This is a genomic window from Actinacidiphila alni (assembly GCF_900112845.1).
Lineage (GTDB): Bacteria > Actinomycetota > Actinomycetes > Streptomycetales > Streptomycetaceae > Actinacidiphila > Actinacidiphila alni.
The window spans coordinates 88,449-110,093 of record NZ_FONG01000001.1 but is presented as its reverse complement, the minus strand read 5'-3'; the positions used below and the strand labels follow the sequence as shown (position 1 = coordinate 110,093).

Annotated in this window: 15 protein-coding genes and 1 pseudogene; 1 reads left to right on the top strand and 15 read right to left on the bottom strand. The window is 74.0% G+C overall.

The annotated features are described in order from the left end of the window. Positions 1 to 116 precede the first annotated feature (116 nt). From BM076_RS00415 to BM076_RS00385, 7 genes are all read right to left on the bottom strand, one after another. Positions 117 to 1,487 carry an 8-oxoguanine deaminase gene (locus BM076_RS00415; RefSeq protein ID WP_093711271.1) on the bottom strand — a complete coding sequence of 457 codons (1,371 nt, stop codon included), beginning with the start codon at positions 1,485 to 1,487 and terminating at the stop codon, positions 117 to 119. Between the two features lie 15 nt (positions 1,488 to 1,502). Beyond that, entirely contained in the window at positions 1,503 to 2,420 is a 918-nt protein-coding gene (pucL, locus tag BM076_RS00410) for a factor-independent urate hydroxylase (RefSeq protein WP_093711270.1), read from the bottom strand. 5 nt (positions 2,421 to 2,425) lie between these two features. Next, positions 2,426 to 2,857 carry a hydroxyisourate hydrolase gene (uraH, locus tag BM076_RS00405; RefSeq protein ID WP_093711269.1) on the bottom strand — a complete coding sequence of 144 codons (432 nt, stop codon included), beginning with the start codon at positions 2,855 to 2,857 and terminating at the stop codon, positions 2,426 to 2,428. Continuing rightward, complete coding sequence (gene uraD / locus BM076_RS00400; RefSeq protein WP_093711268.1) at positions 2,854 to 3,387, bottom strand: 2-oxo-4-hydroxy-4-carboxy-5-ureidoimidazoline decarboxylase; 534 nt, start codon at positions 3,385 to 3,387, stop codon at positions 2,854 to 2,856. The genes uraH and uraD overlap by 4 nt, the downstream gene beginning before the upstream one ends. Positions 3,388 to 3,515: 128 nt before the next feature. Further along, complete coding sequence (locus BM076_RS00395; RefSeq protein ID WP_177246294.1) at positions 3,516 to 3,857, bottom strand: helix-turn-helix domain-containing protein; 342 nt, start codon at positions 3,855 to 3,857, stop codon at positions 3,516 to 3,518. Positions 3,858 to 3,910: 53 nt separating this feature from the next. Then, positions 3,911 to 4,237 carry a hypothetical protein gene (locus BM076_RS00390; protein WP_093711266.1) on the bottom strand — a complete coding sequence of 109 codons (327 nt, stop codon included), beginning with the start codon at positions 4,235 to 4,237 and terminating at the stop codon, positions 3,911 to 3,913. Next, positions 4,234 to 5,622, bottom strand: a complete 1,389-nt coding sequence (locus BM076_RS00385; RefSeq protein ID WP_245795615.1) for an amidohydrolase — start codon at positions 5,620 to 5,622, stop codon at positions 4,234 to 4,236. The genes BM076_RS00390 and BM076_RS00385 overlap by 4 nt, the downstream gene beginning before the upstream one ends. A gap of 263 nt (positions 5,623 to 5,885) precedes the next feature. On the opposite strand from BM076_RS00385, the gene BM076_RS00380 reads away from it, so the two are divergent. After that, entirely contained in the window at positions 5,886 to 6,074 is a 189-nt protein-coding gene (locus tag BM076_RS00380) for a thiazolylpeptide-type bacteriocin (protein ID WP_093711265.1), read from the top strand. 92 nt (positions 6,075 to 6,166) lie between these two features. Here the strand turns inward: BM076_RS00380 and BM076_RS00375 are convergent, their stop codons facing one another. The 8 genes and pseudogenes from BM076_RS00375 to BM076_RS37155 form a co-directional block, all read right to left on the bottom strand. Beyond that, positions 6,167 to 8,197, bottom strand: coding sequence for a TOMM precursor leader peptide-binding protein (locus tag BM076_RS00375; protein WP_093711264.1), 2,031 nt, complete (start codon positions 8,195 to 8,197; stop codon positions 6,167 to 6,169). Further along, positions 8,194 to 8,955 carry an ABC transporter permease gene (locus BM076_RS00370; RefSeq protein WP_093711263.1) on the bottom strand — a complete coding sequence of 254 codons (762 nt, stop codon included), beginning with the start codon at positions 8,953 to 8,955 and terminating at the stop codon, positions 8,194 to 8,196. The genes BM076_RS00375 and BM076_RS00370 overlap by 4 nt, the downstream gene beginning before the upstream one ends. A 107-nt stretch (positions 8,956 to 9,062) precedes the next feature. Continuing rightward, positions 9,063 to 9,998: pseudogene (locus BM076_RS00365) on the bottom strand (ABC transporter ATP-binding protein); the annotation flags it as partial. A 1,625-nt stretch (positions 9,999 to 11,623) separates the two neighbouring features. After that, a complete protein-coding gene (locus BM076_RS00360; RefSeq protein WP_093711262.1) occupies positions 11,624 to 12,742 on the bottom strand; it encodes a lantibiotic dehydratase C-terminal domain-containing protein in 1,119 nt (372 codons plus the stop codon). Continuing rightward, entirely contained in the window at positions 12,739 to 15,543 is a 2,805-nt protein-coding gene (locus BM076_RS00355; RefSeq protein ID WP_245795614.1) for a lantibiotic dehydratase, read from the bottom strand. Before BM076_RS00355 ends, BM076_RS00360 begins: the two co-directional genes overlap by 4 nt. Before the next feature lie 56 nt (positions 15,544 to 15,599). Next, on the bottom strand, positions 15,600 to 17,189 hold the full coding sequence (locus tag BM076_RS00350; RefSeq protein ID WP_093711261.1) for a SagB family peptide dehydrogenase: 1,590 nt from the start codon (positions 17,187 to 17,189) through the stop codon (positions 15,600 to 15,602). Between the two features lie 60 nt (positions 17,190 to 17,249). Continuing rightward, a complete protein-coding gene (locus BM076_RS00345; RefSeq protein WP_407640598.1) occupies positions 17,250 to 19,229 on the bottom strand; it encodes a TOMM precursor leader peptide-binding protein in 1,980 nt (659 codons plus the stop codon). After that, the gene (locus BM076_RS37155; protein WP_245795613.1) at positions 19,226 to 21,640 is read right to left on the bottom strand and encodes a TOMM precursor leader peptide-binding protein; all 2,415 of its coding nucleotides are present in this window, start codon (positions 21,638 to 21,640) and stop codon (positions 19,226 to 19,228) included. The genes BM076_RS00345 and BM076_RS37155 overlap by 4 nt, the downstream gene beginning before the upstream one ends. Positions 21,641 to 21,645 lie beyond the last annotated feature (5 nt).

The window sequence follows — 21,645 nt, the reverse complement described above, 5'->3', positions numbered from 1 at the left end:
GACCGTGGTCCCGCGGTCCGGGGGCGTGTTGCCGGAGCCCGTGTCAGGACAGGGCCCGGCCACCGGTCGGGGGCCGTCCCTCCCCGACCGGTCGATCCACTGGGGCGACCGGCGTGTTACGCCAGGCCCGCGATGCGCGCCAGGCGCTGCGCCTGCGACTTGGTCAGTCGCGCGATGGCGTCCTCGTCGGCGCGGGTGAGCCGGCTGTTCTCGACCACCGGTACGCCGTTGACCAGCGACAGGGTGACCGGGGCCGCGGCGCCGAGGACCAGCGCGGCGACCGGGTCGGCGATCGAGGCGTGCCCGATGCCGTCGAGCTTCCACAGCACGAGGTCGGCGAGCTTGCCGGCCTCCAGGGAGCCGATCTCGGCGGTGCGGCCGAGGACGCGCGCGCCGCCGTAGGTGCCAAGACGCAGCGCCTGGCGGGCGTTGAGCGCCTTCTCGCCGCCGCCGAGCCGGTTGATCAGCAGGGCGTTGCGCAGTTCGGTGTGGAGTTCGCCCGATTCGTTGGACGCGGTGCCGTCCACGCCGAGGCCGACGGGCACGCCCGCGGCGAGCATGTCGGGCACCCGGGCGATCCCGGCGGCGAGCCGGGCGTTGGACGACGGGCAGTGCGCGACGCCGGTGCCGGTGCGGGCGAAGGCGGCGATGTCGGAGTCGTTCATGTGGACGCAGTGCGCCATCCACACGTCGTCGCCGAGCCAGCCGGTGGACTCGAAGTAGTCCGTCGGGCCCATACCGAACAGCTCGTGGCAGAACTTCTCCTCCTCCACCGTCTCGCTGCCGTGGGTGTGCAGGCGCACGCCCTTGCGGCGGGCCAGCACGGCCGCCTCGCGCAGCAGGTCGGTGGAGACCGAGAACGGCGAGCAGGGCGCGGCGGCGATGTGCAGCATCGAGCCGAAGGAGGCGTCGTGGTGGGTGTCGATGGCCTGCTCGGTGGCGAGCAGGGCGCCCTCGGTGGTCTCCACGGCGAAGTCCGGCGGCAGTCCGCCGTCGCTCTTGCCACGGTCCATCGAGCCGCGCGCGGCGGTGAAGCGCACGCCCAGTTCGGCCGCCGCCCGGATCTCGGCGCCGAGTAGGTCGCCGGCGCCCTTGGGGAAGACGTAGTGGTGGTCCATGGCGGTGGTGACGCCGCCGCGGGCCATCATGCCGAGCGATCCGGAGGCGGCGGCGTACACCATCTCCTCGTCGATCCGCGCCCACGTCGGATACAGCTCCACCAGCCAGTTGAAGAGGTTGCTGTCCTGGGCCAGGCCCCGGGTGATCCACTGGTAGAAGTGGTGGTGGGTGTTGACCAGGCCGGGCGTGACCAGGTGCCCGGTGCCGTCGATCCGGCGGGTGACGTTCTCCAGGCCGGCCGGGGCCGGTCCGGCGCCGACCGACTCGATCAGTTTGCCCGCGACGACGACATGGCCGGAGGCGTACTCGGTGTCGTCGGCGTCGACCGTGGCGACGGCGCAGTTCTCGATGACGATGCGGTTGCTCATGTGCGGTGCTGCCTCTCAGTCCGTCACCGGGATGCCCGGTTCGGCGCCGTCCCGCAGCACGGTGCCCTCGATGAGGCCGTACGGGCGGTCGGCGGCGAGGTAGACCTCGTTGTCGTTCTTGAGGCCGAAGGGTTCCAGGTCGACGAGGAAGTGGTGCTTGTTGGGCAGCGACAGCCGGACCTCGTCCACCTCGGGGCGGGACTCGATCACCCGGGTGCCCATCGTGTAGAGGGACTGCTGGAGGGAGAGCGAGTAGGTCTCGGCGAACGCTTCGAGCAGGTGCCTGCGGACCTCGTCGTACGACGTCTCCCACTGCGGGGCCGGCTGCTCGTCGGCGGTCCAGTTGAACCGCCAGCGGGCGTTGACCTCGGTGGCGAGGATGCGGTCGTACGCCTCCTGGAGCGTCGTGTACTTGTCCTTGACGAAGCCCCAGAATTCGGAGTCGGTGGAGTTGAGGACCACCAGGTCCTTCAGCCCGGAGATCACCTGCCAGCGCGCGCCGTCGAAGGTGACCTCGGTGGTGCGGGTCTCCTGGCCCTTGCGGACGAAGGAGTGCCGCTTCTCCTCGCCGCCGTCGGCCGCGGGGGCCGCGCCGGGGGTGGCGATCCGCTCCCAGGCGTACTCCTCGATCCGGATCCGGGCCCGCTTGATCGGCTCCTGGCTGGTGACGAAGTGCCGGGCGAGGTGGATGCCGAACTGTTCCGCGGACTCGATGCCGTGTTCCTTCGCGAAGGCGAACACCGTGTTCTTGGTGGTGTCGGTCGGCAGTACGTGCGCGTTCGAGCCGGACAGGTGCACGTCGTCCATGTCGCCGGAGAGCGCGACGGAGACGTTCAGGTCCTTGATGTGATGCGTGCCGCCGTCGCGGGTGATCCTGACGACGCGGTTCTCCGCCTTGCCGTACTGATTCTGGCCGAGATACGTGGTGGGCATCGGTGCTAGCTCCCTCGGTATACGGAGTAGCCGAACGGATTGAGCAGCAGCGGTACGTGAAAGTGCTCGCCCGGCCGGACGGCGAAGACGATCGCCACCTCCGGGAAGAAAGCTCCGCTGTCCCTTGCGCGGGGGGCGTCCTGCTGTGCGTTGGCTTGGTTGGCCTTGCGGGTGAAGTACGGCTCCACGTCGAAGTGCAGCCGTACGTGCGTGGTGCCTTCCGGCAGCGCCGGGAGATCCTTGCAGCGGCCGTCGCCGTCCGTGCTGGACGTGCCGTGCGGCGACCAGATCTCGCCGGCCGAGGCGCGCACCGACAGGTGGACGGTCACGCCCTCGGCGGGGCGGCCGACGCTGGTGTCCAGGATGTGCGTGGACACCGAGGTGGCGGCCGCACCGGTCGCACCGGTGTCTCCGGACGTGGCGGTCGTGCCGGTCATGCGGGCTCTCCTTCGGAGGCGGAAGCGGCCGGTGCCGCCGCCTCGGCGAGGCGGGTGAGCCGGATGCGGTTGATCTTTCCCAGTTCGGCGCGGACGATCTCGCGTTCGGTGTCCGTGTCGTTGCCGATCCGCTCCTTGAGGGCGGCCAGCATCTGCGCTCCGGTGCGTCCGGTGGCGCAGATCAGGAAGACATGGCCGTGCGCGTCCTGGTAGGCCAGGTTGAGCGCGAGCAGTTCCTCGCGCTCGGCCGCGCCGACCCCGCTCTGTTCCCGTGCCGAGGTGGCGTCGCCCGGGGTGGGGCGGCCGATCGGCGGGTGTCCGGCCATCGCCTCGGCGAGGTCGCCGGCGGTGAGCGCCGCCATGGCCGTGTCGCTCGCCACGAGGAGGTCCTCAAGGCGGTCGTACGGCCGGCCGGCGGCCAGCGCGGCGTCCCATGCCGTGCTGGCGCACACCTCGTGGAGCTGCGCGGACGCCGCTTCCGGGGTGGCCTCGTTGAACCGGGAAAGGCCCGGCGATGCGGTGGAAGTCACAGTCGCAAGCTAGAAGCCGCCGCCGCGCGACGTCAACAGTTTGTTGAAAACTTCCGGTAACAAAGCCGGGGCACAGGTGAATGGAAGGCGCGGACGGCGGCCCTGCGGTGGCCCCGAGGCGGGCCCGGTCACTCGCCGCTGTCGGCGCTCTTTTCCCTGTTCACAGCCGCTGTCTCGCGGTTGAGGTAGTTGTAGACGGTGAAGCGGCTGACGCCCAGCGCGGACGCGACGGTCTCCACGCCGTGCCGGACGGAGAAGGCGCCGCGTTCCTCCAGGATGCGGACGACGGTCTGCTTGTCCTTGCGGCCGAGGTCGGGCAGCGGGCCGTGCCGCCGTTCGAGGTCGGCCAGCAGGTGGTCGAGGGAATCGGCCAGATGGGGCAGCCGGACGGCCACCACTTCCTGGCCCTCCCAGCTCAGCACCACATCGTCACCGCGCGCCTGGTCCGGCGCGACCATTTCCGCGCCCATCGCGTCCACCAGCGGCTTCACCGCGGCGGCGAAGGGGTGCCCCCCGGCGGTCGTCACTTGCCGACCTCCCCGGCCCCCGTGCCTTCGCCTTCCCCGGCCCCGGTGTTCTCCCCGTCCCCCGCGCCCTCGCCCGTCCCCGCGCCGTCGATCACATTGACCTGGAGCGACACCCGGGTGGCGCCCGCCGCGAGGGTGCGGCGCAGCAGATCGGCGACCGTGCCGACGATCGCGTCGGGCCCGCCCTCGGCCGTGTTGCCGAACGGGCCGACGTCCACCGCGTCCAGCGCCGCGCCCTCCACCACCTCGCGGGCCACCACGGCGTGCGCGGGCGGCTCGTCCAGGTCGAACGGCTCGGTCGTGAATTCCAGCCTCAGTCTCACCAGGGCCCCTCGGGTGGCTGCGGTACGTGACTGCCGACCTTAACCGACGGCATCCGGGCCCGTACCGCCACCGTCATCGCCGCGATGCCCGCCTCCAGCGTCAGCCGGGGGTGCGGGGCGAAGCGCGGCGAGTGGTTGGGCGGCAGCGCGGCCAGCCGCCGCGCGGCGTCGGCGGGGCCCGTCCCCTCGCCCGCCGCCGCCCACTGCCGGGGGCCGGCCGCGCCGAGCATCCAGTAGCCGGTCCTGATGCCCGGCACCCCGTGCAGCCGCACACCGGCCTCCCCGTAGAGCGCGACGTCCTCGGTGGCCATCGAGGGCTGCCAGCGGGTCACCCGCCGTGCCCCGAAGGCCGCCTCGTGGGCGCGCCGCAGGTCGGCGGTCAGCTCCGCGTCGGGGACGGTGGGGCCCGACCTGGACAGCACCCGGACCTCCGGGGCGGGCGGCGCGGGTTCGGGCGCCGCGGCGGCCTCGGCCCGGACGATCCGCTCCACGGCGGCGACCGCCCGGTCCAGGGCGGCGTCGGAGAAGGCCCGGACCGTCACCTGGAGGGTCGCGGTGTCCGCGATGACATTGCCCGCGCCCGGTGTGCCCGCGCGGACCGAGCCGACGGTGAGCACCAGCGGTTCACCGGGCCCGGTCTCGCGGGAGACCACGGTCTGGAGCCGCAGGACGACGGCCGCCGCCGCGATCACCGGGTCGGCGGCGAGCTGCGGGGTGGCGGCGTGGCCGCCGCGGCCGTGCAGCACGATCTCCAGCGTGGTACTGCCCGCGAGCAGCGGGCCGTTGGCGTGCGCGACCATGCCGGCGGGCAGCGGCACCACGTGCTGGGCCAGCACCTCGCCGGGGACGGGGAAGCGCCGGTAGAGGCCGTCGGCGAGCATCGCGGCGGCGCCGCCGAGCGTCTCCTCGGCGGGCTGGCCGACCACCAGCAGGGTGCCCCGCCACCGTTCGGGCTCCCCCGCCAGCCGGGTGGCGGCGCCGGCCAGGCAGGCCAGGTGCATGTCGTGGCCGCAGGCGTGCATCACCGGTACGGGGGCGCCGTCGGGTCCCGGCGCGGTGGCGGTGCTGGCGTACGGCAGGCCGGTCTCCTCGCGGACCGGCAGCGCGTCGAGTTCCGCGCGGATCATGACGACGGGTCCGGGCCCGTTCTCCAGGACGCCGACCACGCCGTGCCCGCCGATCCCGGACTCGACCCGCAGGCCCGCCGCGGTGAGCGCGGCGCCGAAGCGGGCCGCGGTGCGCTCCTCGGCGCCGGACAGCTCGGGGTGCCGGTGCAGGTCGAGGTACAGCTCGGCGGCCCGCGCCAGCACGGCCTCGGGCACGGGTTCAGGCTCGGGAGCGGTCGCGTTCGCTTTCGCGGGTACGGCGTTCATGGGCGCGGTCATCGGGCGCTCCGGACGGGGTCGGGGGCGTACGGGACGGGGTGCGGACCGAGGTGCCTGCCGGGGTACGGGCCGGGTCGCCGCCGCGTACGGGCGCCGGCCGAACAGCCGCGAGACACAAGGGCCTTGGCGCGTGTGGCGTGACACGCGGTCCTGGCGGTGCCAGCGGGATGACAGCGGGCGGCAGGGTGATTCGCCAGTGGACGCGCGTAGAAAGATGCTGCCGGTCCGCTGCGGACCGCGCTCCCTGCTGAGAAGGAGTCATCATGGCTGACATCTCCAAGCTGGACACGCCGCTCGCCTCCCTGGCCCAGGAGATCCTGGAGCTGGAGTCGGAGACCTTCGAGATCACCGACTACTCGGACGCCAGCGAGGTCATGCTCGGCTCGTCGACGAGCTGCTCCAGCACCAGCACCTGCTCCAGCACCACCAGCACCACCAGCTGCACCGCCTGACGAGCCGTCACCCGTATCACGCTCCGCGGACCGGCCTTCCCGGTCCGCGGAGTAGTCATGTCCGACGGGGTTCGGCGGAACCCCGTCGGCGCTCACGGGAACGGGTGCGGGACGCGGCGCACCTCGTCGTCCCGCAGGTCGTCCGGGCGCAGGCCGCCGCGCCGCTGGGCGGTGCGCAGCCGCGGCATGGTCAGCGCGCGCTGCCGCGGCCAGCCGAAGTCGATCGGCAGCAGTCCCGGCGCCAGCGTGCACACCGTCCGCAGGCCCATCCGGCGCTGCTCGGGCGTGGTCTGGTCGACCACGATCACATCGCAGCCGGCCCGCACCAGCTCGTCCTTGCACCACAGCACGTCCTCGCGCAGGTCGAGGCCGCGCGGCCGGCTCCGCTCCCACGCGGCGTAGACGTCCTCCAACGCCCGGACGGCGGGCGGCTCCAGGTAGTTTCCGACGTGCGCCGCCATCTCCGGCAGGCCGAACAGCGCGGCGTGGTCCGGGAGTCGGCGCACAAGGTCGAAGTCGGCCGCCATTGCTGCCAGTTCGGCCGGACGCTCCGTCACCTGCCGTGGCAGGTGCGGGAGATAGGTGAGGATCTCCGAGACGGCCGACTCCACCGCGGTCTCCGGGTCGAAGGCGGCGCCGGCGGCGAAGGCCAGGGTGCCGGGGCCGCCGTCGCGGCGCACGGCGAGGCCGGTGACGACCGGCACCGCGAGGTCGATCCGGTTGTCGAAGGCGTGCACGTCGTAGCCGCACAGCGCGGCGCGGTCGGTCATGGCGCGCACCACCGGGCTGCGGCAGGAGCCGAGGTCGATCTCGGTCAGCGGCGCGTTGCCGTACCAGCCGAGCAGGAAGGCGTCCCGCTCGATGAGTTCGAGCAGGCCGAAGAGCACGGCCTCCTCCAGGCAGCTGCCGATCGCACAGCCGTTGGAGCACTCGAAGACGAAGTGGTCGGCGGCGGTGCCCGCGCTGTAGTAGACCAGCCGGGCCGGCACCAGCAGCTCGCGCTCGTCGCGCAGCGACCAGCCGCGGACCCACGGGATCGGCCGCGCCGGGTCGAAGGGCGCGATCATCGGGTCGGTCGCGTAGGTCCGGGGCGCGTAGAGGCCGCAGTCGCGCGGGTCGAGGGCGGCCTCACCGCGCCCGACGAGGCTGTCGTACGCCTCGGTGATCATGCCGCCGGTCTCCCGGCGGTGGGTGCCGGCGTAGCGTTCGAGCCCTTCGAGGAAGGCCAGATCGCGGCTGGCGGCGAAGGAGTTGGCCTGGCCGCTCCAGGTGACGTCGGTCAGGCCCGCGTAGCCGCGCATGAAGACGCTGCCCGCGACCGGGGCGGTGGTCGGCGAGGTGACGTCCATCCACGTCCCGGCGCCCAGCACCCCGCACACGGAGTTGGCGAGCGCGTCGGTCGGCAGCCCGTACGACCCGGGCGAGCGCAGCCGGTAGCCGTCGGGGGCGGATTTGGCACGGGACACGGGGAAGGGCTCGCGTACGGCAACGTCCGTCTCGGCAGGGCCGGTTGACGTCTCCGGACCATGAGGTCGACGGGGGCCATGAGGTCCGTGCGGTGCGTGCGGTGCGTGCGGACACAGCGGGTCGGCGAGCAGCGGCACGCTCTGGACGTGGCCGGTCTCCAGGTCGTACCGGGTGACCCGGGGCAGGTCGTGGCCGTCGGCCGGCGCGGCGGACCGCAGGGTCAGCTCGTACAGCGCCCACACCGCGTCGACGGCGAAGTCCGGCAGCGGCGGCCAGGCGCCCGCGGCCGTACGGGCGAGGCCGGTCTCCAGGGCCTCGCGTTCGGTGCGGGTACGCAGCCGCTGCCAGCGGATCGCCAGGCAGACCCCGCAGGCGGCGGTGTCGGGCGTGCCGCCCCAAGGGCCGAGCAGCACGGCGTCGGAGGTGAGGTGCACGGTCGCGGACGCGCGGTGGCGCGCGGCCTCCGGCGGCTCGGGACGCAGCACATCGTGGCCGCCGACGACGGCGACGGTCGGCGCGGGCACACCGCCCGCGTGCGCGGCGCGCCGGGCCAGGCGCCGTTCCAGGTCGCGCCCCGCCGTCTCCAGCGGGGTCTGTCCCGGGATGTCGGCCGCGTCGGGCGCGGTCGCGGGTCGTACCGGGGTGTCGAGGCTCATGTCCGGTTGCTCCAGCGGAAAGAGCGGGCGGCGATCAGCCCGAAGACGACGGTGAAAGCGGCGAGCCCCGCGCAGTCCAGGGCGAGCGAGCCCGCCGTGGCGCGGCCCGCGAGCACATCGGTGAGCCCGTGGTCGAGGTAACGCAGCGGCAGCACCCACGACATGGTCTGGATCCAGCCCGGCAGCAGGTCGGCCGGGTAGAAGGAGCCGGACAGGAACGCCATCGGCACCATCACGCAGTTGGCGATGGCGGCGACCGCCTCCGGGGTGTCGGCGAGACTGCCAACCACCAGGCCCATGGCCAGGAAGGCGGCGACACCGAAGACCAGCAGCGGCAGCGCCAGCGGCCAACTCCCGTCCAGGTGAAGGCCGAAGAAGGGCAGCAGCGCGACCGCCGTGAACAGCACCGCCTGCGACAGGCCGACCACGACGGCGACCACGAAGCGCGAGGCGAGCACCGTCGGCAGCGGGGTCGGGGTGCGCCAGATCAGCCGCAGGATGTCGTCGCGCCGCCAGTGCATCAGCGCGAAGGCGGGGCCGAACAGGGCGGCGTTGCCGACGCCCCAGGACAGCACACCGGGTGCCACGTAATTGATGTACGGCAGGCCGTCGTCCACCGACTGGCCGCGGAAGAGCAGGCCGAAGACGACGAGGAAGACCAGCGGGAAGGCGAAGGTGAAGAAGACGGTGGTGCGGTCGCGTATCGACGCCAGGTAAGTCGCCCTGGTCAGCGCCGAGTACGGGGAGGCGGTGGTCACGGTCGGGGCTCCGTTCCGACGGCGGCGCTCGTACTCGCCGTCGTACTCGCACTCGTGCTGGTGGCGGCCTTCGTGGTGGTGGCCTTCGTGGTGGTGGTCGCGGGGCGGTCGTCGGCCGGTCCGGCGGTGCCCGCGGTGCTGGTCAGCCGCAGATACGCGTCCTCCAGCGTCGCCGTCCTGGTCTGGATCGCGTCCATGTCCACGAAGGAACTCACCTCGACCAGCACCTTGTTGGCGTGCCGGGTCTCCAGGACGACCTCGCCGCCCTCGACCAGGACGCGTTCGACGCCCTCGACGGCGCGGGCCTGTTCGACGGTGATCAGGTGCGCGGGGATCAGCAGCCGGGCGGGCGCGGCCATCGAACGGATCAGCGCGCCCGGGGCGTCGAGCGCGACGACCTTGCCGCCCGCGATGATCGCCACCCGGTCGCAGAGCGCCTCGGCCTCGTCCAGGTAGTGGGTGGTGTAGACGATGGTGCGGCCCTCGCCGCGCAGATCGCGCAGCACCGCCCACAGGGCGCGGCGCGCCTCGGGGTCCAGGGCGGCGGTCGGCTCGTCCATGAAGATCAGGTCGGGCTCGTGCACCAGCGCGGTCGCCAGGGCCAGCCGTTGCCGCTGGCCGCCGGACAGGTCGTCGACCCGGCTGCGTTCCTTGTCGCGCAGCCCGACCAGGTCCATCGCCCGCCGCGCCGCCGCCCGGTCCACGCCCTGGAGCGCGGCGACCGTCTCCAGGTGCTCCCACGCGGTGAGCCGGGTGAAGAAGGCCGACGCCTGCGTCTGCACGCCGATCCGGCGCAGCAGCGCCGTGTTCCGCGGCCACGGGCTCTGCCCGAAGACGGCGACCTTCCCGCCGTCGGCCTTCCGCATGCCCTCGACGATCTCCACGAGCGTCGTCTTCCCGGCCCCGTTGGGCCCGAGCACACCGAAGAACTCCCCCTGCTCCACGGTCAGCGACACCCCGTCGAGCGCGCGCACCTCGCCGTACCGCTTGCTGACACCGTCGAGCACGATGGCGGGCCCCACCGTCCGGGGTTGTGTCGTCATGGCACCTCTCTCCCGCTCCTGAGGCGGCCCCGCCGGGGCGGGCCGGTTGGATACGTCATGTCCGCCGCGCACGGCGGCGCCGTCCGGCGGGGCGCCGGGCGCTTCCGGCCCGGCTCTGTCGGCCCGCGCCGTCGCGGACACGGGGACGGCCGAAGCCGCGGGTGCGTCTCCCGGCGCGCGCGAGGTCCCGTCCGCGGCACTGTCGGGCGCCTCGCCCGCCGGGCCGCGCCTCAGCGCGGCTGCCCTCAGGCCCAGGAGGCGGAGCAGCAGGGCGACTACGACCAGGGCGACGGGCAGGTACGGGGTCCAGGCGGACCAGCCGTCGGGGAAGGTCGCGCAGGCCAGGAATCCGGCGGCGGCCAGGGCCGCGACGGCCATCAGGGCGAGGCAGGCGGCGTAGCCGCCGTAGACGACGCGAAGGCGTGTCGGGTAGGCGCGCAGGCGGGCGCGGGCGTCGGGGGCCCCGGCCTCGGCCCCCCGCCGGCCGGGGGCGTCCGTACGACCGCCGTTCGTCGGGGCGGAAGCCGAACGAGAGGGAGCCGCCGCCGCGGCGGCATCCCCTTGCGCGGCCTTCGGCCGGAAGGCCGCCCGTACCGCCACCGCGAGGAACGTGCGGCTCTCGGTGGCGAGTTGGAGGGTGCCGAGGTTGTAGCCGAGGGCTTTGTAGCCGTCGAGCGGCGGGAGCGGGATGAGGTTGAGCAGGGCCATGGCGGTGCCGAGCAGCAGGAGGCCGCCGAAGAAGGGGACGGCCTGGGCCGCGTCGGGCAGCAGGGCCCAGACGATCCAGAAGGGCGCGAGGAACAGCAGATTCATCACGGCGCCCGCCGCCGCGACGGCGACCTGCCGGCCGCGCCGGCCGAGGAACTGGACGTCCCGCACCTCGCAGTACAGATACGTCATGAAGCCCCAGTGCCGCTGGAGCCCGATCTCGCCGACCCGCAGCCCGTACGCCCGCGCCACCACGCCGTGCGCCAGTTCGTGCAGGCCGAGGCTGACCCACAGGACGCAGCCGACGGCGGCGAGCGCCACCGGCTGGTGGTAGAGCCGCCGGGTCTGGTCGACGAGGTCGCCGAGGAACACGGCGGCGAGCACGAGCATGGCGACGGCCAGGGCGTTGAGCGGTACGAGGACGGCGCGGCGGCGCGCGAAGGCCGTCGCGTCGTGCAGCCGGTCCATGAGCGCGGGCGCGTCCGCGACCATCCGGGTCCGGCCGCGCAGCAGCGTCGATTTGGGCGCGGGCTCCTCGGCGGCGCCGCCGGGCGGCACCACCACCGGCCGCCCCCCGTCCAGGAGTTGACGGACCGACAGCACCCGCAGCATCTGCTGCCACTGCGCGTCGCCGAGCCGCGCCCCGAACCGCTCGGCGTACTCCGCGCCGATCTCGGCGAGCGACCGGCTGCCGTCGAGCCGCGCGATGATGAAGTGCTCCTTGACCCCGACTTCCATCCGCACCCCGGTGACCGGGTCCTTGAGCAGATGGACGGCGACCGGTCCGCGCATCAGGGCGGGTCCGACCTGGATGCCGGGACGCAGCGCGGGCCGCAGCCCGAGCAGGCGGCCGGCCATCGCGCCCCCTGCCGCCGTACTTCCGGTCGTTGTGCCTCCGGTCGCCGTATCCCCGGTCGTCATGGCGCCGCCGACGGCTGGGGCTCGCGCAGCGCGCGGGCCAGGACGTAGGAGAGGAACGCCTCGTCGCGGACGGTGACCGACAGCCGGTTGTTGGTCATGTGCATGTACGGCGACAGCAGCATCGGCAGTGCCTGCGCCGCGTCGGTCACCGGCAGGTCGCGCTCGCCGTCCCAGGAGCGGAAGACCAGGTCGCCCCGGTCGGCGAGCGCCACGACCCGTTCGCGCAGTTCCAGGCAGTGACCGGCCCAGCCGCCGAGGAATTTCGGCAGCCGCCCGGGGTCCTCGACGACCGCCCGGCGGATCTCCTGGAAGCGCCGGGGCAGCGCGTCCATCGACCGGTAGGCGCGGTCGTAGCCGTCCTGCGCGGTGTAATTGGTGCCGGAGAAGGCCGAGTTCCAGAACTCGTGGTAGCGGTCGAGGAATTCCAGCAGCGGCGCGTCCTCGCGCAGCAGACAGCCGGACATGGTCATCATCAACTGCGCCGACACGCCCAGCAGTACGGTCCGCAGGTGCAGGTTCATGGACGCGAGCGCGTCGATGACCAGGTCACTGGAGCGCTGGAAGTGCCATTCGGCCAGCTCCACCCCGGCCGGGCCGCCGTATTTGCCGTACTCGGGCTCGTACGGCTCCGGGCTGAAGGAGTTGTTGGGCCGCAGCTTCATCCGGCCCTCCTCGTCGACGAGTCCGTTGCGCTCGCCGCCGGGGAACTCCAGCTCGAAGAGGGTGTTGTAGAGGTCGGCGAAGAAGCCGTCCTTGACCTCGTAGAGCGCGGGCCGCTTGCGCAGGAAGGCGTCGATCGCGGCGGTCGCGCGGGCCGCGACGACCGGTTCCGCCTGCGGTGACGACGGCCGCAGCCGCACTCTGATGTGCGGGCCCTCCAGCCAGTAATTGATGAAGAAGTAGCCGCTCAGCAAGCCGTCGCGGGTGAGTGCCTCGACCAGCGGGCGGACGCATTGCAACAGGAAGGGGCGGGGGCTGGCGGCGTAGAAGACGTGGAACGCCTGCCAGTCGCCGCGCCCGGCCGCGCCGCCGGGCGCGGTGGCGGTGGCGATGTCGGTGATGGCGGCGGGTGCGGTGTCGTGGGAGGGGGCGGGTCGCGCCCCGGGTGCGGTCATACGGCGCTGTCCTGCCTTCCGTGCGGGCCCGCTCCGGCCGGTGCTGCCGCGCGGGGGACGATCTCGACGGCCAGTTCGGCCACGTGCCGGCCGCGCGGCGAGCGGACGTGCAGCTCCTCCTCGCCGGGCAGCATCTCCTCGAACACGGTCCTGGTCCGGCCGCCGCCGGTCAGTCCGTCGAGCGCGATCAGCGACAACGGGCTGTCGAAGTCGACGTATTGGGGCTTGGAGCCGCCGAAGACCGCGCCGAGGCCGCCGGCGCCGTCCGCCTTCTCCTCGTGGACGGTCGCGAACACCCGGTCGGGCAGCCCGTGTTCATGCCGCCAGCGCTGCCAGCGCAGATAGCACCCGGCCTCGTCCAGGCCCGGTTCGCGGACCGGCAGGCTGCCGGGCGCCGCCGTCCACGACCTGCGGTGCAGGACGAGGCCGCGGTAGCGGACCCGGGGACGGGCGGTCACGCCGTCGCGCTCGGGTCCCGCCGGGACGCCGCGCCACACGTCGACGGCGGCGCGCGAGGTGGGCGAGAACAGCAGGAGTGTGCGCGGCACCTCGGGCAGCACCATCGGCACCAGATAGCCGAGGTAGAGCGGGACGACCTCGCGGCCGAGCCGCCGGGAGCGCAGCACCAGCCGGTCCGCCACCGGGTCGTGCTCGGCGTAGAGGTCGTCCAGGTCGATCCGGCCCTCGGCGAGGACGGTGCTGCTCTCGCCGGGGCAGACGATCTCGTGGTCGGTGAGCCGGCCGTGCAGATTGAGATTGGTGGTGGCGGAGCCCGCGGTGATCTCGGCGAAGACGGCGCCGGGCGGCTGCCAGTCGCGCAGGGTGTCGCGCAGCCGGTCGGTGAGAGTGCCCTCCCCGGCGTCGCCGTCGCGTTCCCGGCTGCCGCCGGGCGCCGCGTCGAAGCAGTGCGTGAAGCGGGTGAAGGGGAAGGACAGCCCGCCGTAGGAATTGTTGAGCACGACGAGCGGGTCCTCGGCGCGCCGGGCGAGTTGCAGGAAGTGGCTGTGCGGGGCGAAGTGGCTGCCGAGCGGGGCGAGTTCCGCGGTGACGGCGGCGACGGTCTCCTCGTCGAGCCGCAACTCCTCGCCGGGCGCCGCTTCGTGGGCGGCCCAGGCCGCGCGCATCCGGCGGGTGAATTCGGCGCGCGCCCGGTCCAGCGCGGTGACCTCGGGCATGCCGAGCCAGTTCTCCTCCGGCGCGTGGCCGCCGTCGGCCGCCCAGGGCGACTTGAGCGAGGTGAACTGCAGATACTGCGTGAAGATGTCCTCGTGGAAGTCGTGCACGAACCGCAGCAGGTCGTCGCACCGCCCGCCGCGGCCGTAGCGGGCGAGGAAGAAGCCCTTGAGGATCAGCCGCTGCGGAAGGGCGACGTCGAAGGCGGGCAGCATGCCGGTGAGCGCGTGCAGCGGCGCTGCGGCCAGCTCTGTCCACTCGGTGAGGTCGGCCTCGACGCTGTCCTCGCGGACGTCCTCGTAGAGCAGGGTCTGCGGCAGTGACGGCGTGGCGGCGCCGAGGTCGCTCTGGAGCGCGAGCAGGTCGCGGCGCAGCTCGCCGAGCAGGGCGCGCCGGTCGGCGACACCGGCGGCGGGCCAGCGTTCCACGCAGGCGGCGGGTCCGTCGAGCCGGTCGGCGACGGCCTCGGCCCAGTCGCGGTCCAGGGCGCGCAAGGCGTCCTGGAAGGACCGCAGCGGGTCGGGGGTGTGCACATCGGTGGCGAGGCCGGTCATCTGGAGGATGCCGAGGTCGAGCAGGGTCGCCGCGTACTGCTCGGCGTCCTGCTCGCTCGCGCCGGTCCCGGCCGCCAGCCAGGCCGTCAACTCGGCGTATCTGACGGGCTGTTCGCCGTGGAAGAGGGCGATCATCCGTTCCAGCACGTCGCTGTGGCGCAGGAAGAACAGCCGGTCGTGGGCCGCGTCGAAGCTGACCTGGGCGCTGTCGTCGCCGGCGGTCACCGAGCGGCGGACGTAGCGGATGCGGTTCTCGTCCAGCTCCCAGCCGGCGGACAGCGCGACGGGCAGGTCGCCGCGGCGGGCGTCGTCGCCGCCGATCAGTTCGGCGATCCTGGCCAGCACCACCACATTGAGCCGGGGGTGGCTGGTCCAGCCGCCGCCGGTGCGCACTTCGGGTCCGACGTCGCCGAAGCGGCCCTCGGCGACGGCGGTGAAGGTGCTGAACGGGCTGGTCTTGCAGGCGGTCCGGTACAGATACGCCAGCAGCGAGCGCTCTTTCTTGCGGGTCCGCTTGTCGGGGACGGGCGCGCGGTCGGCGATGAAGGCGTCGAGCTGCCCGTCCAGCGTCGGCGAGGCCAGCGCCAGGGCGAGCCGCAGCCGTTCCTCGCCTGCCAGGCCGCGCAGTTCGGCGCGGCTCGCGGCCAGGTCCCGGTCGATCAACGGGCCGCCGTCGCCGCGCAGTTCCTCAAGGCGCAGCCGTGACTCCAGCCAGTCGGTGAGCAGTTCACCGGTCCGCCCGCCGGCCGCCGCGGCCAGCGCCCGTACTGCGTCGGGGTCACGCGGCAGCCGGTCGTTGAAGACCTGACGGCGCAGTGCGAGCACCGCGCGCCGCTCCCCGTCGTCCTCGGTGGCCTTGACCAGCAGGGTCAGCGGGTCGCTCAACTCGGCGGCGAGCGCGGCCAGTCGCCGCTCCGCGGCGAGCACGCGGTCGGCCCAGCGCCGGGTGTCGGGGCAGCGCAGCCGGTGGACGGCCTCCACCGGCAGCCCCGCCACGCGCAGCATGAAGCGGCGGTGCAGCAGCCACTCCCGCGGCGCCTCGATGTCCGGCGCGTCGGCGGCGGTCACGCTCATGCCGCTCCTTCCTTCGGTTCGTGCGGGGTACGGTTCGGGCGCCGGCGGTGGGCCCGTCAGGCGATCTCGTAGCGGAAGTCGGCGGGGCGCGGCCGTTCGTGGCCGATCATCATGATCAGCAGCGGCACTTCGCCGGTCTCCTCCAGCGCCAGCTCCTCGGTGAAGGAGATCGCGTCGAAGCCGAGCGCGACCCCGCAGGACAGACCGGCCGCGGCGGACGCGGTGTAGACGGCCTGTGACGCGGCGCCGATCACGGCGTTGACCAGGCGGTAGCCGCGGTCGCCCACCGCGTCGAGCACGGCGGTGGTCCGTGCGACGGGCACGATCACCGCCGCCGCCTGCTCCAGGTTGTAGTTGGCGAGGAAGTAGTTGCGCTGCAGGAATTCGCCCGGTGCTCCGGCCTTGACCAGTCGCAGCGACCGGTCGGCCGGGTCGTACAGATAGCTGCCCTGCGCGATGCCCGCCACATGGTTGACGAAGACGTACGAGCGGCTGAGCGGCCCGGCGCCGGGGGTTTCGGTGTCGCTGTCGAGGGTGCCCGCGGTATCGACGGCGGCGAGCACCGTGGACAGCGCCTCGGCGGGCAGCGGTGTGACCGCCTGGAAGCGGCCGAAGCTGCTGCGGCGGGACCGCAGTGCCGTGCCCACGGCGACGTCGAGGGGGCGCGGCGCGGGCAGCGCGGTGCGTTCGCCGCCCGCCGGCACCGGTAGCGCGAGAGCCGTGTCCAGCGCCCCGGCGGGCGGGCGGTCCGCGGCGCCGTCGAGGGTCGCCGCGTGCATCCGGCGTACGGTCTCGAAGGTCATGGTGGTGCGGGAGCGCTCCTGGTCGGCGTGGTGGACGCGGGGCGCGAAGGACGCTTCCACGGGCGCGGGCCGCGCGGACGGTGCGCCCTCCCAGGTCAGTGGGACGACGGCGAAGACGCCCTCCTCGTCCTGGTCGAGGCCGAGCAGCCGGCCGAGCCGCGCCTCGTCGAACCACAGCGCGGGCCCGATGTGCAGCCCGCGTGCCCTGGCCCAGATCCGCCAGGTCTGGAGCAGCGCGCCGATGTCCATCGTCACGACGTGGTAGCTGAAGCTGTTGTACTTGAAGGCGTTCTGCCAGAAGCGCACGCCCAGCACCAGGAACTGGTCGCAGTCCGCGCCGAGTTCACCGCCGAGCGCGGCGCGCACCTCGGCGGTGGCGTCCCCGGCGAGCAGCCGCCGCATGCGGTGGTGGGGCGTGGAGTAGTAGTAGACGCCGGGCGTCAGCGGGCCCGAGGGGCCGCTGACCCAGTGCACGCCGATCGGGTAGAGGCCGCCGCCGGAGGCGGTGCCGCGCGACCAGTTGGCCTGGGTGTACATCGGCAGCGTGCCGAGGTCGGAGTTGGCCTGCACCGCCAGCCGCCGGCCGACCAGGCCGTACGACTCCTGGAGCATCCCCGACAGCAGCGGCAGCGTGAAGGCGCCGGTGCCGCGCGGCCCGAACAGGCCGCGCTGGACGGTCGCTTCCGGCGGCGCCTCGTCGCGCGGCAGCGGGAAGGACTCGGCGCCGGGGAAGTGCTTGCCCTTCCTCGGCCGGTCCGCCCAGTCCGGCACGAAGTCGGCGGGCTCCATGGGATACCGGCCCCGCCGGACGATGGCGGTCGCGTACTCATGGGCGAATCCCACGGGCGTTCCTCTCTCGGTCGAAGCGGGGCGGGGCGTCATGGCCATGTGCCTGACGGTGCGTCACGGAAAGGGGTGCGGTGCCTCGTTGAGGTCGTCGGCGGTCAGGTCCCGGTCGCGCAGGCCCGCTTCCCGCAGCGCGGTCCGCGTCCTGGGCAGGTGGCGGGCGCGCTGTCTGCGCCAGCCGAAATCGATGGGCAGCAGGCCGGGCACGATGACGCCGGCCGTGTGGAAGCCGAGCGCGCGCTGTTCCGGCATGGTCTGGTCGATGACGATCACGTCGAAGCCGGCCTTGGTGACGGCCCCGACGCAGGTGGCGACGTCGGCGGCGAGGTCGTCGGCGGGCGGGACGGCGCCGGCCCCGGTGGCGGCGAGGGCGTGCAGCGGGACGAGCGGCCGGTCGCCGCGCAGCAGGAAGTCGGCGTGCGCGGCCAGGTCCGGCAGCCCGTACATCAGTGGGTGGTCGTGCAGCACCTGGACACGGTCGAAGTCGGCGGCCAGGGCGCGCAGTCGGGGTTCGTCGCGGGCGGTCCTGCGGCGCAGGTTGACCGCGTCGGTGGCGATCTCGCAGAGTCCGGCGGCGAGTGCCGCCTCCGGGTCGAGTCCGGCGCCCGCGCCGAAGCAGAGCCGGCCGAGGCCGCCGTCGATCCGTTCGGCGACCGCCGTGACCACCGGGATCGGGAAGGTGACGCGGGTGTCGAAGAAGCGGGCCCGGTAGCCGTACATCGCCAGCCGGTCGATCATCGCCCGGGTCTGCTGGCTGCGGCTGCCGCTCGCGTCGATCTCCGGCAGCGGCGCCCTGCCGTACCAGGCGAGCAGGAAGGCGTCGCGCTCGACGACCTCCATCAGCCCGAAGTACACGGCTTCGGCGAGACTGCCGCCGGACGCGCAGCCGTTGGAGCTCTCCTGCACGAAGCGGTTCGCGAGGCCACCGGGCGCGTGGTAGTACGCCAGGATCTCCGGTACGAGCAGCGGGTGTTCGTCGCGCAGCGACCAGGCCCACACCCAGGGGATCGGCCGGTCGGGGTCGAAGGGGCGCACGCCCGGCTCCGCGCGGTGGAAGTCGTCGCTGTAGAGGCCGCAGGCGCGCGGGTCCAACACCTCGTGCTCGGCGGCGAGTTCACGGAAGGACGCGGTGACGGCGGTGCGTTTGCCGCGCGGGCGCATCCCGGCGAAGCGTTCGAGTCCCTCCAGCAGGCCGACGCGTTCGCTGGAGCGGTAGCGCGGGGTGTGGCCGCCCCAGAAGCACTCGCGCAGGTAGTCGCCGGAGCGCAGCAGGAAGGAGCCGACCGTCGAGGAGGTGGACGCCGAGATCAGGTCGGGCACCACGGAGGGGCCGAGCATGCCGGCCGCGGGATTCACGAACGCCTCGAACGGTATGTCGTAGTCGTCGGCGTCCCGCGCCCTGAACACCTCGGGCGCGGGCTTCGGCGCCGGCGGGAGCACGATCCGCGCGGCCTCGGCGGTGTCGGCGGGCCGGTCGCCGCAGCGCGGGCACTCGGCGTCGGGCACGAAGGAGAAGCGGGTGACGCGCAGCGTCTCCAGGTCGGCCAGGAAGGCGTAGGGGAAACGGCGGTCGGCTCCGGCGCCCGGCCGGTCGCGGTGCGCCGCGACCAGGGCGGCGAGGCCGTCCACGCCGAAGTCCGTGGCGTACGGCGGGCGTCCGGCGGGCCGGGTGCCGGAGCCGGTCTCCAGTGCCTCGCGCAGTGCCCGCGACCGTACGCTCTGCCAGCGCCGCGCCAGGCAGCGCCCGCAGCCGGGTCCGCCGCCGGGGGCGAACGGCCCGACGACGGCGTGGTGTCCGTAGACGCGGACCTCGACGGTGTCCGCTGACGTACCGTCAATCGCACTGCCGTGCACGGTCAGTTCGTCGCGGACGCCGAGCGCGCGGACGCGCACCGCGGGGACGGCGCCGGTGGTGTGCGCGGCGAGGCGGGCCGTGAGCCGGGCGGCCAACTCCGCGCAGGCGTCCGCGAGCGGGGCACCGGCGGGTGGCGCCCCGGCCGGTGCGGCGGGCGCGACGGGCGCGGGGGCGGTGGTCACGGGCGGGCCGCGGCGGTCGTCAACAGGACGCGGGTGGCGTGGACGCGGCCCGCGGCCAGGTCGGGGGCGTGGACCGGGACGGCGAGCACATCCTGTCCCGCGGCGCGCAGCCGCGCCGCGACGGCCGCCCAGTCGGTGGCCGCGGCCATGTCGACGGCGCCCTCTTCGGAGACCTGGACCGTGCCGGCGTCGAGGTCGGCCAGCAGCGGGTCCCCCGCGTCCAGCGGCGCCCCGGCCGCACCCTCGACCTGCACCGCGCCCAGCAGATCGCGTACGGCGTCGAGCGCGGCGTCCCGCCACCGCGGGCCGGCGGCGAGGGTCCACCGCCACCGGCCGGTCGCCGGGTCGGCGGCGCGGGCCAGGACAACGGGCAGCGCGCGTTCCTCGGCGGCGCCGAGGTCGAGGATCTCCAGGTCGACGCCGAGGCCGGCCGCCGACCGGGCGAGGAAGGTCAACTCGGCGTCCTCGCCGGACAGTTCGCCGACCGGCAGGCGCCGCACGGTGAGCGTGCCGCGCAGGGCGCGGCGCAGCGTGTCGTGCGCGAGGGCGGTGCGGACGGCGCGGCCGGTGGCCTCGGCGGCCGTGCCGCCCGCTCCGGTGCCGGCCGAGCCGGCCTCGACGATCCGGTCCCGGTTGTCCGGGCCGTACGGCCGCACGGCCGCCGCGGGCACCAGCAGCGTCTCGCCGCCGAGCAACGAGGTGGCGGTGCACCAGCGCGGGACCGCCCCGGCCGCGGGGCCGACGCCGGAGGCGATGCTCAGCGCGGCCGGGTCGACGGACCGCCACTTGCCGCGCGCGGCCTCCAACTCCGCTCCGGACAAAGCCTGTCGGACGGGGACGACATGCTCGGCGTACACCTCGGCCGCGCGGTACAGCGCCCGCAGCCGGGCGCCCGCGACATGGTGGACGTCGAAGGCGGTGATCTCCCGCCGGACGCCGTGCCCGGTGCCGAGCACCACGGTGCTGACCTTCAGCGGCGTCTGGGACAGATCCTCGTCCGCGTACGCGCCGAAGACGCCGCTGCGCTTCTGGACCAGCACGGCCCGGCCGGTGAGTTCGGCGAGCGCCGCCTGCGCGGCGTCCTCCTCCCCCGCGCCGTCCGTCACGGGCCCGCCGAGCGGCGAGACGGCGGCATTCCCGGCCGCCGCGCTTTCCGGTACCTCTTCCGGGGTCGCGCCCGCCGAGGTGTCCGCTACGGCCTCCGGTGCCGTACCCGACCTCTCGGCTTCAGGCGTACCGATCGCGGTATCGGCGGCCGGTGCCGCCAACGCGGCGTCCAGCGAGGCGAGTTCGGGCAGCGGCTGCGCATCGGCGGCCTCGGGCGCGGCGCCGCAGCGGGGGCAGCGGGGGTGCGGGAGGAGGGGTTCCGCGGTGGTGTCGAGCGAGTCGATGTCCTGGACGAGGAGCTGATTCTCGGTCTCGGCGGGCAGCACCCCGGTGGTGCGGCGGAAGACCTCGTACGCCAGCAGATTGCCGATCATCGCGGCGAGCGGTCCGCCGACGGTGGGGGCCGCGCTGCCGGCGGGGCCGGCGGGGGCGACGGTGCTCCACAGGTCGGCGGCGGCGCCCGCCGGGCCGTTGGCGCCGAGCCGCAGCGCGGCGCAGGTCCAGCAGCCGGCGGCGTCCGGCGCGGTCAGCGGGCCGATCACCACGGATTCGCCGAAGGTCCAGGCGGGCAACAGCAGGCGGCCGGCTGGGAGGCCCGCGTCGAGCAGGCGGGCGGTCTGCCGGGGCGCGTGCCCGCCGGTCACCAGCACCAGGTCGTAGCCGTCGAGCTGGTCCCAGCCGTAGCCGCCGGACGCGGCCTCGGCGTCGGGCGCCGCCTCCAGCAGATTCACCTCGGCCGGGCAGCCGGCCGCCCGCAACTCCGCCGCCTCGTCGAGGACTTCGGCGAAGCGGTTGCCCGGGGTGTCGACGGTGCGCGGCACCGCGACGGCGGCGCAGCCGTTGCGGATCAGGCCGAGTACGGCCCAGCGGGCGAGCGCGTCGTCGCCGAGGACCGCCACCCGGGTCCGCCGGAAGCGCGCGAAGCGGTCGGCGGCGCCGTCGGTGTAGTGGTCGACATAGTCGATCTGGGCGGCGAAGCGGTCGGCGACGGCCGGGGCGAGCGGCTCCGCGTCGGCCGCGGGCGGGACGGCGTCCCGCGCGAAACCACGCGCGTAGAGCGTGCTCACCAGCCGGACCACCATCTCACGCTGCTTGTCACCGAGCCCCTGGCAGAGCGCGGCCACCGTGTGATCGCCCGTCAGGTGCGGGACGATCAGGGTCGCGAAGCGGTAGGCGGACGGCATGACGACGCTGAAACCGCCGCGCGCGTTGTGGAAGTGCACACCGGTCGGCGTCTGCGTGTACAGCACGTCCCGCCGGATCCGCGGCCGGGTGTCGGCGATCTCGTCATACGGTGACACCATGTCAG

Coding starts and splice junctions, on each gene's coding strand:
- BM076_RS00415 (WP_093711271.1), bottom strand. CDS start 1,487: ATGAGCAACCGCATCGTCATCGAGAACTGCGCCGTCGCCACGGTCGAC.
- pucL (WP_093711270.1), bottom strand. CDS start 2,420: ATGCCCACCACGTATCTCGGCCAGAATCAGTACGGCAAGGCGGAGAAC.
- uraH (WP_093711269.1), bottom strand. CDS start 2,857: ATGACCGGCACGACCGCCACGTCCGGAGACACCGGTGCGACCGGTGCG.
- BM076_RS00395 (WP_177246294.1), bottom strand. CDS start 3,857: ATGGGCGCGGAAATGGTCGCGCCGGACCAGGCGCGCGGTGACGATGTG.
- BM076_RS00385 (WP_245795615.1), bottom strand. CDS start 5,622: ATGACCGCGCCCATGAACGCCGTACCCGCGAAAGCGAACGCGACCGCT.
- BM076_RS00380 (WP_093711265.1), top strand. CDS start 5,886: ATGGCTGACATCTCCAAGCTGGACACGCCGCTCGCCTCCCTGGCCCAG.
- BM076_RS00375 (WP_093711264.1), bottom strand. CDS start 8,197: ATGAGCCTCGACACCCCGGTACGACCCGCGACCGCGCCCGACGCGGCC.
- BM076_RS00360 (WP_093711262.1), bottom strand. CDS start 12,742: ATGACCGCACCCGGGGCGCGACCCGCCCCCTCCCACGACACCGCACCC.
- BM076_RS00355 (WP_245795614.1), bottom strand. CDS start 15,543: ATGAGCGTGACCGCCGCCGACGCGCCGGACATCGAGGCGCCGCGGGAG.
- BM076_RS37155 (WP_245795613.1), bottom strand. CDS start 21,640: ATGGTGTCACCGTATGACGAGATCGCCGACACCCGGCCGCGGATCCGG.